We start from the raw sequence: 11,854 nt of genomic DNA on the forward strand, positions 1-11,854 counted from the left end.
ACCGGCCGCCGCCGGTGGTCCACCTGCCAGAATGCGGGGCGTGACCGCAACAACTGTGTCCATCGAAGCCAGGATCGCCGAGCAACTCGGCGTATCGGAGTGGCAGGTGAAGGCCGCCGTCGATCTGCTCGACAGCGGCTCCACCGTGCCGTTCGTCGCCCGCTACCGCAAGGAGGCCACCGGCACGCTCGACGACGCCCAGCTGCGGACCCTTGAGGAGCGCCTGCGCTACCTGCGGGAGCTGGAGGACCGGCGGTCCTCCGTACTGGAGTCGATCCGCGGCCAGGGCAAGCTGGACGACGCCCTGGAGGCGCGGATCCGGGCGGCGGACTCCAAGGCCCGGCTGGAGGACATCTACCTGCCCTTCAAGCCGAAGCGGCGGACCAAGGCCCAGATCGCCCGCGAGGCGGGTCTGGAGCCGCTGGCCGACACGCTGCTGGCCGAGCCCGGCACCGACCCGGCCGCCGCGGCAGCCTCCTTTGTCGACAGCGAGCGCGGCGTGGCCGACGCCGGTGCGGCGCTCGACGGCGCGCGTGCCGTGCTGACCGAGCGCTTCGGCGAGGACGCCGACCTCATCGGCGAGCTGCGTGAGCGCATGTGGCGGCGCGGCCGGGTGGTGGCGCGGGTCCGCGAGGGCAAGGAGGAGCAGGGCGCGAAGTTCGCCGACTACTTCGCCTTCTCCGAGCCGTTCACCACACTGCCCTCCCACCGGGTGCTGGCGATGCTGCGCGGCGAGAAGGAGGAGGTCCTCGACCTGGTGCTCTCGCCCGAGCCGGACGACGAGGAGCGTCCCGGCCCGTCCGACTACGAGCGGGCGGTGGCCGCGCGCTTCGGCATCGCCGACCGGGGCCGGCCCGCCGACCGCTGGCTGGCGGAGACCGTGCGCTGGGCGTGGCGCACACGCCTGCTCGTCCACCTGGGCATCGACCTGCGGGTGCGCCTGCGGCAGGCGGCCGAGGAGTCCGCCGTGGAGGTGTTCGCCTCGAACCTGCGTGACCTGCTGCTGGCCGCTCCGGCCGGTTCCCGGCCCACGATGGGGCTGGACCCGGGCCTGCGGACCGGCGTGAAGGTGGCGGTGGTCGACGGTACCGGCAAGGTCGCGGCCACCGCGACGATCTACCCGCACGCGCCTCGCAAGCAGTGGCAGGACTCCCTTCAGGCACTGGGCCGCCTCGCCGCCGAGCACCGGGTGGAGCTGGTGGCGATCGGCAACGGCACGGCGTCCCGGGAGACGGACAAGCTGGCAGCCGACCTCATCGCCGCGCGGCCCGAGCTGGGGCTGACGAAGGTGATGGTCTCCGAGGCCGGCGCCTCGGTGTACTCGGCGTCCGCGTTCGCCACCCAGGAACTGCCGGACCTGGACGTGTCGCTGCGCGGCGCGGTCTCCATCGCCCGGCGGCTGCAGGACCCGCTGGCCGAACTCGTGAAGATCGACCCCAGGTCGATCGGCGTGGGCCAGTACCAGCACGACCTCTCCGAGGTGAAGCTGTCGCGGTCCCTCGACGCGGTGGTGGAGGACTGCGTCAACGGCGTCGGCGTGGACGTCAACACCGCGTCGGCACCCCTGCTTTCGCGGGTGTCGGGCATCGGCGGCACGCTGGCCGAGAACATCGTGGCGTACCGGGACGGCAACGGGCGGTTCCGCAGCCGGGCGGCGCTCAAGGCGGTGCCCAGGCTGGGCCCGAAGGCGTACGAGCAGTGCGCCGGCTTCCTGCGCATCCGGGGCGGCGACGACCCGCTGGACGCCTCCAGCGTGCACCCGGAGGCCTACCCGGTGGTGCGCGACATGGTCAGGGCCGGCGGCGGCGACGTGTCCTCGCTGATCGGCGACACGCGGACGCTGCGGGCCCTGAAGCCGCAGGAGTTCGTGCGGGACGGCTTCGGCCTGCCGACCGTCACCGACATCCTGCGCGAGCTGGAGAAGCCGGGCCGCGACCCGCGCCCGGCGTTCCGCACCGCGGAGTTCAAGGAGGGCGTGGAGAAGATCGGCGACCTCGCCCCGGAGATGGTGCTGGAGGGCGTGGTGACCAACGTCGCCGCGTTCGGCGCGTTCGTGGACGTCGGTGTGCACCAGGACGGACTGGTGCACGTCTCGGCGATGTCGAAGACGTTCGTGAAGGACCCCCGGGACGTCGTCAAGCCCGGCGACATCGTGCGGGTCAAGGTGCTCGAGGTCGACGTGCCGCGCAAGCGGATCTCGCTGACGCTGCGCCTCGACGACCCCGAGGGCGGGACGCGCGCCCCGCGCGGCGGGCGCGAGGCGGGCGGGGCCCGCGAAGCGCAGGGCGGCCGGCCGCCGCGCCCGCGGCAGGGCGAGCGGCAGACGGGCTCGGGCGGCGGACGGCAGCAGGGTGAGCGCCGCACGGGCGCCGGTGCGGACCAGCGGCGGGCGGCGCCTCCGGCGAACAGCGCGATGGCCGACGCGCTGCGCCGGGCGGGTCTCACCGACCCCGGCGGGGGCCGCGGGTAGCGAAGGTCACACTGACGGGCGAAAGGCGCGGGTACCGGGCATCGTCCCTGGTCCCGCGCCTTTTTCCGTCCCGAGGCCTTCACCGAACGTCACGGGGAAGAAGCCCTGTGAGACCGGCCTTGCCATCGGGGCGAGGTGTAACTTACGGTTTCGTAACCTACGGACCCGTAAGTGCACTCGGACAAGCTTGGAGAACCTGTGACGCTCACCACCGCCCACAACGCCGCACCGGACCAGTGGACCGATGCCCGGCTGCTGTACGCGCTGGAAGAGGTCGTCGAGAAGGAGCTCAACCGGCACCTGAACGTCGCCAAGGACTGGATGCCGCACGAGTACGTGCCGTGGAGCGACGGCCGCAACTTCGACGGACCGCTGGGCGGCGAGCCGTGGGCTCCCGAGGACTCCAAGGTCACCGACATCGGCCGGATCGCGCTGGTGGTGAACCTGCTCACCGAGGACAACCTGCCGAGCTACCACCACGAGATCGCCTCGCTGTTCGGCCGGGACGGCGCCTGGGGGACCTGGGTGCACCGCTGGACCGCGGAGGAGGGCCGGCACGGCATCGTGATGCGCGACTACCTGCTCACCTCCCGCGCGGTGGACCCGGTGGAGCTGGAGAACTTCCGGATGGTCCACATGTCCGAGGGCTTCGAGTCGGACAACCGGCACTCGATGCTGCACTCGGTGGCGTACGTCGCCTTCCAGGAACTCGCCACCCGCATCTCGCACCGCAACACCGGACACCAGTCGGGTGACCCGGTCTGCGACCGCATGCTGGCGCGGATCGCCACCGACGAGAACCTGCACATGATCTTCTACCGGAACCTGCTGCGTTCCGCGTTCGAGCTGGCTCCGGACCTGACGATGTGCGCGGTGCGCGACGTGGTCGTCAACTTCCGCATGCCCGGCCACGGCATGCCCGGGTTCGAGCGCGCCGCGGCCCGCATGGCCATCGGCGGCATCTACAACCTGCGCATCCACCACGACGACGTGCTCCAGCCCGTGCTGCGCCACCTGAAGGTGCTGGAGATCGGCGGCCTGGGCCCCGAGGGCCTCAAGGCCCAGGAGGAGCTGGGGATGTACATGGGCGGCCTGGACAGCGAGGCGCGCAAGTTCGACGAGCGCCTCGCCGCCCGTGAGGCCCGCCGCGCCGCCCGCGCCGGCGCCTGAGCCGGCCCTGACGGCAGCTGAGCGGCACAGTCGCTGAGCCTCCCGGTCGCTGAGCCTCCCGGTGGCCGCGCGGCTGGGGGCTGAGCGGCTGGAGGCCGCGCGGCACGGACGGCGTCACCCGGTGGTCCGGCGGGGCTGCGGCCCTACAACCGGACCATCACCTCGTCGAGTTCCTTGCGCCGCAGGTCCGGCACCCGCGCGTCGGGCGCCGGGTAGCCGACCGGGACGACGTAGGCCGCCCGCTCCTCCGGCGGGCGGTCGCAGACCTCGTTGAGGAAGCGCATCGGGCTGGGCGTGTGGGTGAGCGTCGCCAGCCCGGCCTGGTGCAGCGTCGCGAGCAGCAGGCCGACCGAGATGCCCACCGACTCCTTGGTGTAGTAGGGCCGCGGCGTCTGCGGTCCGCGGTGGACCTCGAAGACGACGATGACCACCGGGGCTGTCTCCAGGAAGGGCTTGCGCCAGTCGGTGCCCAGCGGGGCGAGCGCGTCCAGCCACTCGGCGGAGGCCCGGCGCCGGTAGAACTCGCGCTCCTCCGCCTCGGCGGCCTCACGCAGCCGCCGCTTGCGGTCCGGGTCCGTGAGCACGACGTAGCGCCAGGGCTGGACGTGGGCGCCGCTGGGAGCGGTGGCCGCAGTGCGTACCGCCCACTCCACCACGCCGTCGGGGATCGGCTGCGGGGAGAAGTCGCGGACCGTGCGGCGCTGGGCCATCGTGGCGTGGAACTCCCGCGCGCGGTCGGCCGCCTCGTGGGCGGGGACGACCATCCTGCGGTGCGGGACGGTGGGATGTGCCGTGGTGTCGACCATGCCCGCAGCACAGCACGGACACCCGGTGCGGCGGAAGACCGCCGACCGCCCCGGCTCCCGTCGCCGCGTATCCGCACGGACCGGGCGGCCGGGCCGCCCGCGGCGGGTGGGACAGCCCTTAAGGTCGGCTCATGGCAGCAGACGAGGAATCCGCCAGGGTCGACACGTGGATCTGGTCGGTCCGGCTCGTCAAGACCCGCTCCCAGGCCACCGCGGCCTGCCGCGCAGGGCATGTGCGGGTCAACGGCGAGCGGGTCAAGCCCGCCCGGCCGGTGCGCGCAGGCGACGAGGTGCGCTTGCGGCAGGGCGGGGTGGAGCGCGTCGCGGTGGTCTCCCGGATCGTGCGCAAGCGGGTGGGCGCACCGGTCGCGGTGCAGTGCTTCGTCGACCACAGCCCTCCTCCCCCGCCGCCGCAGGCGGTCGCCCCGGCCGGCCGCCGCGACCGCGGTACCGGCCGCCCCACCAAGCGGGACCGCCGCGATCTGGAGAAACTGCGCGGCGACTGAGCAGCCCCGCACCGCTACGGGCGCCCCTCGGTGGGGGCGCCCGTGCCTTGCCCGGAGTTGTTGCATATCCTTCGCAGGTGAGTGAGTACCGCATCAGGGTGGCGGCCGACGCCGACCTGGACGCCGCGCGCAGCGTGATGCTGGACACCGTGTACCGCGACTTCGGTACCGGGTACGTGCCGCACTGGCACGCCGACATCGTCGACCCGGGCGGCTTCTACCTGCATCCGGCCCGGCACACGCTGCTGATCGCGGTGGAACTGCCCGAAGGGCCCGACGGGCCGGAGGGCGAGGTGGCCGCGACCGCCGCGCTCGACTCCCGCGGCCCCGCGCACCCGCCCAACCCGCGCTGGCTCGCCGAGCGCTACCCCTCCGGCACCACCGCGCAGCTGCGCCGGGTCTACGTGCGCCCCGGTCACCGCCGGCGCGGCCTGGCCCGCCGACTGGTGGACGAGTTGCTCGCGTTCGCCGCGGCCGAGGGCGGCTATCGCGCGGTGTACCTGCACACCGACCCCTCGGTCCCTGGAGCGGAGGCGTTCTGGCGGTCGACGGGCAAGGTCATGTGCGACGAGCGCGAGGAGGCCGTCCCGTCGAGCGTCGTGCACTTCGAGGTGCCCTGGCCGTGACCGGTCGGCACCCCCGACCGACATCGGCACCGATTTATCGATAATGATTGTCATGTAGTCTTTCCGCGATCTGCGCCGCCTCTCACCTGAACGCCCGGAGAACGACAGCCATGCCACCGATTCGCCGGCTCACAGCCGCCCTGCTGCTCACCCCCCTGCTCGCCGGCTGCTTCGCGTCCTCCGACCCGGGCGGCGACGACTCCGCGGAAGACGACGCCCGGCTCAGGGTCGCGCTCGCCTTCCCGCCCACCGCTGGGCTCTCGCCCTACAGCGACGACGCCACGCTGCTCACCCGGCTCGGCGTCACCGAAGGGCTCACCCGGCTCGACGCCAACGGCACGGCCGCCCCGGCGCTGGCGGAGTCCTGGCACCGGGAGAACGACCGCAGCTGGGTGTTCTCGCTGCGCGAGGCCCGCTTCCAGGACGGCGGCGACGTCACCCCCAAGGCCGTGGCCGGCGCGCTGACCCGGGCCGCCGCGGCGGAGCCCGTCCCGGCCGCGCTGGCCGGGGTGAAGCTCACCGCCGAGGCGACCGGGAACGGCGAGGTGCGCGTCACCACCGACAGCCCCGACCCCGTACTCCCGCAGCGCCTGTCCAGCCCCGCGCTCGTGGTGCTCTCCCCCAAGGCCTACAAGAAGCCGGAACGGCCCTCGCCCGTCGGCACCGCCACCGGCCCGTTCGAGATATCCCAGCAGTCGGGCACCCGCGCCACCCTGGACCGGTTCGACGGCCACTGGGGCGGACGCGCGCTCGCCGCCGGAGTCGACGCCCGGTTCGTCGCCGACGGTCAGGCGCGCACCAACGCCCTGCGCAGCGGCGAGGTGGACATCGCCGAGTCCGTTCCGTTCGCCCAGGCGGGCTCCCTCAAGAAGGGCGTCGCCCGCGAGGTGCCCACCGCCCGCACCACCGCGCTGTACCTCAACTCCGACAAGGGCGTCTTCGCCGACGCGGGCGTCCGCGCCGCGGCCCGCGCCGCGGTGGACCCGTCCGCCCTGGCCGAAGACGTCTACGAGGGCCACGCCGACGCCGGACGCGGCCTCTACGGGCCCGCTCTGAGCTGGACCCGCGGCGAGCGCCCCGAGCCGACCGGCCGGGCGAAGGCCGTGAAGCCGCCGAAGGGCACCCTCACCCTGGCCACCTACGACAACCGGCCGGAGCTGCCGGAGATCGCCCAGGTCGTCCAGCAGCAGTTGGAGAAGGCCGGGTTCACCGTGAAGCTGGAGGTCCGCGAGTACTCGCGGATCGAGAGCGACGTGCTGGAGGGCCGGTTCGACGCCTTCGTGTCCACCCGCAGCACCATGCTCGACACCGGGGACCCGGTCTCGATCCTGCGCAGCGACTTCGGCTGCGACGGCAGCTACAACCTGTCGCTGCTGTGCGACCGCGGCCTGGACCGCAAGGTCGAGGCCGCGGCGGGCACAGACGACCAGGCCGCCCGCCGGAAGGCCGCACTCGGCGCCGAGGCGGTGCTGCTGGGCACCGACGCGTTCGTGCCACTCGCCCACCAGCGCCTCGTGCACGGCGTGGACGGCGCGGTCAGCGGAGCGGTGCTCGACCCGTACGAGCGCACCCTCGTCGGGCTCGGCACCCGCCGCTGAGCGACGTGAGACCCCTCACCGCCCGCACCGCGGGGACGGTCGCCGCGCTGTGGCGTGTCGGGCTCGCGGGACTGCTGCTGTGCGGCATCGCGCTGCTGCCCTGGCTGTCCCGCACCGACCCGGCCCTGACCGTGCTGCGGGCCCGGACGCTGGAACGCGATCCGGACCCCGAGGCGCTCGCCGCGATCCGGCGGGAACTCGGCCTCGACGCCGGGCCCTTCCCGCTGCTCGCGCAGTGGTTCGGCGGTCTGCTGCGCGGTGACGCCGGCAGCTCGTGGATCTCCGGCGGCGAGGTGCTGCCCGAGGTCGTCCAGGCCGCCGGCGCCTCACTGCTGCTGGTGGCCGGCGCGCTGGCCGTCGCCGCCTGCGTCGCGGGCGCGGTCAGCGCCCGCACCCTCTGGCGGGGCGCCACCCGGCGCGGGCCCCGGCCGCAGCGCGGCGGCACCGCCGCCGTGCTGGCCGCGGTGCCGGAGTTCCTCACCGCCTCGGTCCTCGCCGTGGTCGTCGGCGTGACGTGGGGATGGCTGCCGGCGCTGGGCTGGTACGGGCCGCAGTGGATGGTGCTGCCCGCCCTGTCGCTGGGCCTGCCGGCGGGCGCGTTCCTGGGCCGGATGCTCGACGACGCACTGCCGGGCGCCTTCGCCGAACCGTGGGCGCGCACCGCAGCGGCGCACGGCGTGCCCGGCCGGCGCGTCGCCCGCCACGCGGTGCGCCGCTGCGTGCCCGGTGTGCTGCCCAACGCGGGCCTGTTCGTGGTCGGGCTCACCGGCGGTTCGGTGGCCGTGGAGCAGATCTTCGACATCCCGGGCCTGGGCCGTCTGACCCTGCAGGCGGCGGTGGCTCAGGACCTGCCCGTCCTGCAGACCGGCGCGCTGGCCCTGGTGGCGCTCGCCGCCGCCGCGGGTGTGCTGGCCCGGCTGGCCGGGCGGCTGCTCCTCGGGCCCGCGTTGGAGGCGGGCGCGCTGCAGAGCCTGCGGCCCGCCCCGCGCGCCGACCGCCGGTGGCCGGTGCTGCCGCTGCTGTGCGGCGCCGCACTGCTGGTGACGACAGCGGCCGGGCTGCTCCGCGACCCCCTGGCCGTGGACACCTCCGTGCGGCTGGAGGCGCCGAGCCGGGCGCATCCGCTGGGCACCGACGCGCTCGGACGGGACCTGCTGGCCCGCGTCGCGCACGGCGGCCTGGACACGCTGCTGCTGGCGGTCACGCTCAGCGCGGTCGCCCTGGTCGTGGGAGTGGCGCTGGGCCTGTTCCCCCGGTTCTCCGCCGGGCTGGTGGAGACCGTCAACGCGGTGCCCGCGGTGCTCGCCGGGCTCCTGGTGACGGGCGTACTCGGCCGCGGGCAGCACACCGCCGTGATCGCCGTGGCCGTCGTGGCCTGGGCGCCGCTCGCCGCGCACACCACCGCGCTGCTCACCCAGGAACGCGCGGCCACCCACCTGACCGCCTCGGCCGCGCTCGGCGCGGGACGCGGGCACCTGCTGCGCCGTCACGTGCTGCCCGCCGTGCTGCCGCCGGTGGTCCGACACGCGCTGCTGCGTGTGCCGTCCGTCGCCCTCGCCCTCGCCGCGCTCAGCTTCCTCGGGCTGGGCACCCAACCGCCCGCGCCCGAGTGGGGGCTGCTGATCGCCGAAGGCCATCCCTACGCCGAACGCGCCCCCTGGGCCGTCCTGGTGCCCACCGCCGCGCTGGTACTGCTCGGTGTGCTGTCGGTGGGCCTGTCCACCCTCACCCCCGGCCGCCGCCACCGCTCCGGCCCCACAGGCCTCGGCGGTCCCGGCACCGGAGCGCTGCCCGGCCACCCCGGACTCTCCGCCGGCCCCCCGGCCGGCAAGCCGGACACCAGAGTGGGAGAACCCGTATGACCGCCTCCCCCCACCGCACCACCGGGCGGCCCGCCGGCAAGGCTGACGAACCCAGCAGGGCCGGCAAGGCCGGCAGGCTCGCCGCGGCCCGCACCGGCCGGGCGACCTGGCGCCGGCTGCCGCCGCTGCTGCGCCTGCTGATCGCCACCCAACTCGCCTTCAACATCGGGTTCTTCCTGGTCCTGCCGTACCTGGCGGCGTACCTGGGCGGCACACTCGGCATGACCGGCGCACTGGTCGGGCTCGTTCTCGGCCTTCGCACCTTCAGCCAGCAGGGCCTGTTCGTCGTCGGCGGCGCGCTCACCGACCGCGTCGGCGTCCGCCCGGTGGTGCTCACCGGGTGCGTGCTGCGCATCGCGGGCTTCGTGTGGCTCGGCTGGGCCGAGCAGACCTGGACGGTGGTCGGCGCGGTCCTCCTGATCGGCTTCGCCGCGGCTCTGTTCTCCCCCGCGGTGGAGTCCGAGATCGCCCGCCAGGCCGTCTGCTGGGAGCAGGACGGCGGCGGCCCGCGCACCGGCGTGCTCGCCCTGTTCACCGTCGCCGGCCAGGCCGGCGCCTTCCTCGGCCCGCTGCTCGGCGCCCTGCTGCTGACCGTCGACTTCCGCGCGGTGTGCCTGGCGGGCGCGGCGGTGTTCGTCGCGGTGCTGGCCGGCCACGTGGTGCTGCTGCCGCAGCACATCCCCGGCCGACACCCGGTGCGCGGGCGCGGCGCGCTGCGCGCGCTGCTGCGCAACCGCCCGTTCCTCGCCCTGTGCGGTGCGTACAGCGCCTACCTGCTGGCGTACAACCAGCTGTACCTGGCGCTGCCGGCCGAGATCGACCGCACCGCTCACCCTCAGGTGGCGCTGGCGTACCTCTTCGCGCTCTCCTCCCTGCTGGTGGTCACCGTGCAGTTGCCGCTGACCCGGTGGGCGTCCGACCGATGGGGGCTGCGGAGGTCCATGACCGCGGGGCTGCTGACCATCGCCTGCGGCTTCGCCGTGGTGGCGGCGAGCCAGGGCTGGTCACCCGGCGGCCCGGTCGGCCTGCTCCCGGCGGCGGCCTTCGTCGTGCTGCTGACGGTGGGCCAGATGCTGCTGGTGCCCGCGGCCCGCGCCTGGCTGCCGGACCTCGCCCAGGAGGGGCGGCTCGGCCTCTACACGGGGGCCCTGTCCTCGCTGTCCGGCCTGGTGGTGCTCGGCGGCAGCGCCGCCGCCGGTGCGCTGCTCGACGCCCTGCCCCCTGCCGTCGCCTGGGCGGCCCTGGCGGCCGTGCCGCTGGTCGCGCTGGCCCTGGTGCCGCGCCGCGAGCCCCCGCCGCGCTGAGGACGCTGTCGGTACCGACAGCGTCCGCTGAGCGGCGAGGGCCGGTCGGGAGAGGGGCACGAGAGCCGGGCGGGGACGCGTCAGGGGCGCGGCTCGCCCCGGGTGAGCGCGATGGTGTCGCGGTACCACAGCGCGCTGTCCTTGAGCGTGCGCTGCTGGGTGTCGTAGTCGACGCGGACGATGCCGAACCGCTTGCCGTAGCCGTAAGCCCACTCGAAGTTGTCCATCAGCGACCACGCGAAGTAGCCGCGCACGTCGGCTCCCCGGGCGCGGGCGGCGCTGACCGCGGCCAGGTGGTCGGCCAGGTAGGCGGTGCGGTCGGCGTCCCGCACCCGCCCGTCGGCGTCGGCGGTGTCGTGGAAGGCGGCCCCGTTCTCGGTGACCACGGTCGGCACCGCGTAGTCCCGCTCGAGGCGCAGCAGCAGCTCGGTGAGGCTGGCCGGGATGATCTCCCAGTCCATCGCCGTGGTCGGCAGCCCGCGCGGCACCACCCGCGTCACGGGCTGTCCCTCCTCGTCCAGCGTGGAGCCGTCCTCGGCGGTGCCGGAGAACTGCAGGCCCTGGTAGAAGTTGACGCCGAGCACGTCGAGCGGTGCGGCGACGCTCTCCAGGTCGCCGTCGCGGACCGGCATCTCGACTCCGCGCGCGGAGAGATCGGCGAGCACGTCCTGCGGGTACCGGCCGTGCACCAGCGGGTCGAGGTAGAGGCGGGTGCCCAGGCCGTCGGCACGGCGGCAGGCGTCCTGGTCGGCGGGGCTGTCGGTCGCCGGGTCCGCGGTGCCCAGGTTGAGGGTGATGCCCACTTCCAGCGGGTTGTCCCCGGCAGCCTCGCGCAGGCGGCGGGCCGCGAGGCCGTGGCCCAGCAGCAGGTGGTGCACGGCGTGCATGGCGTCGCCGAAGTCCCGCCGTCCGGGGGCGTGCTGCCCCCACGCGTAGCCGAGCATCGCCGAGCACCACGGCTCGTTGAGCGTCGTCCAGTGCGTCACCCGGTCGCCGAGCGCCTCGTGGGCGAGCGCCGCGTAGTCGGCGAAGCGCAGGGCGGTGTCGCGGGCCGGCCAGCCGCCGGCGTCCTCCAGCTCCTGCGGCAGGTCCCAGTGGTAGAGCGTGATCCAGGGGGTGATGCCGCGGTCGAGGAGCCGGTCGGTGAGGCGGCGGTAGAAGTCCAGGCCCTTCTGGTTGGCCGGGCCGCTGCCGTGCGGCTGGACACGGGGCCAGGCCAGGGAGAAGCGGTAGGTGTCGACTCCGAGGGAGGCGATCAGGTCCACGTCCTGCGGCATGCGGTGGTAGTGGTCGCAGGCGGTGTCGCCGTTCTCCCCGCCGGAGACCGCTCCGGGGACCCGGCAGAAGGTGTCCCAGATGGACGGCGTCCTGCCGTCCTCGCCGACGGCGCCCTCGATCTGGTAGGCGGAGGTCGCCACGCCGAAGCGGAAGTCGGCGGGCAGGCCGGTGAGCGCCCGCACGGCCGGGGCGGGTTGCGCGTTGCTGATGATGCTCATGGGTCTCCTGGTCGGG

At 74.5% G+C, this 11,854-nt stretch carries 9 protein-coding genes; 7 read left to right on the forward strand and 2 right to left on the reverse strand.

All coding sequences use genetic code 11. The features are described 5' to 3' along the window. The first annotated feature begins 40 nt into the window (after positions 1–40). Positions 41–2,470: a Tex family protein gene (locus tag QNO07_RS01035; RefSeq protein ID WP_283989368.1), complete on the forward strand. Its 2,430-nt coding sequence runs from the start codon at positions 41–43 to the stop codon at positions 2,468–2,470. Between the two features lie 198 nt (positions 2,471–2,668). Beyond that, positions 2,669–3,640: an acyl-ACP desaturase gene (locus QNO07_RS01040; protein WP_283989369.1), complete on the forward strand. Its 972-nt coding sequence runs from the start codon at positions 2,669–2,671 to the stop codon at positions 3,638–3,640. A gap of 143 nt (positions 3,641–3,783) precedes the next feature. Here the strand turns inward: QNO07_RS01040 and QNO07_RS01045 are convergent, their stop codons facing one another. Beyond that, complete coding sequence (locus tag QNO07_RS01045; protein WP_283989370.1) at positions 3,784–4,446, reverse strand: nitroreductase family protein; 663 nt, start codon at positions 4,444–4,446, stop codon at positions 3,784–3,786. Between the two features lie 131 nt (positions 4,447–4,577). On the opposite strand from QNO07_RS01045, the gene QNO07_RS01050 reads away from it, so the two are divergent. From QNO07_RS01050 to QNO07_RS01070, 5 genes are all read left to right on the forward strand, one after another. Further along, entirely contained in the window at positions 4,578–4,952 is a 375-nt protein-coding gene (locus QNO07_RS01050; RefSeq protein ID WP_283989371.1) for an RNA-binding S4 domain-containing protein, read from the forward strand. 77 nt (positions 4,953–5,029) lie between these two features. Next, positions 5,030–5,578 (forward strand): GNAT family N-acetyltransferase, encoded by a 549-nt coding sequence (locus QNO07_RS01055; protein WP_283989373.1) that lies wholly within the window; start codon positions 5,030–5,032, stop codon positions 5,576–5,578. 110 nt (positions 5,579–5,688) lie between these two features. Continuing rightward, entirely contained in the window at positions 5,689–7,176 is a 1,488-nt protein-coding gene (locus tag QNO07_RS01060) for an ABC transporter substrate-binding protein (RefSeq protein WP_283989374.1), read from the forward strand. A gap of 5 nt (positions 7,177–7,181) precedes the next feature. Then, positions 7,182–9,038 (forward strand): ABC transporter permease subunit, encoded by a 1,857-nt coding sequence (locus QNO07_RS01065; protein WP_283989375.1) that lies wholly within the window; start codon positions 7,182–7,184, stop codon positions 9,036–9,038. Next, positions 9,035–10,342, forward strand: coding sequence for an MDR family MFS transporter (locus tag QNO07_RS01070; protein ID WP_283989377.1), 1,308 nt, complete (start codon positions 9,035–9,037; stop codon positions 10,340–10,342). The genes QNO07_RS01065 and QNO07_RS01070 overlap by 4 nt, the downstream gene beginning before the upstream one ends. Positions 10,343–10,422: 80 nt before the next feature. On the opposite strand, the gene QNO07_RS01075 is transcribed toward QNO07_RS01070, so the two are convergent. Further along, positions 10,423–11,838, reverse strand: a complete 1,416-nt coding sequence (locus tag QNO07_RS01075; protein ID WP_283989379.1) for a GH1 family beta-glucosidase — start codon at positions 11,836–11,838, stop codon at positions 10,423–10,425. Between the last annotated feature and the right edge of the window lie 16 nt (positions 11,839–11,854).

This window comes from Streptomyces sp. 549, from assembly GCF_030124175.1.
Taxonomy (GTDB): domain Bacteria; phylum Actinomycetota; class Actinomycetes; order Streptomycetales; family Streptomycetaceae; genus Streptomyces.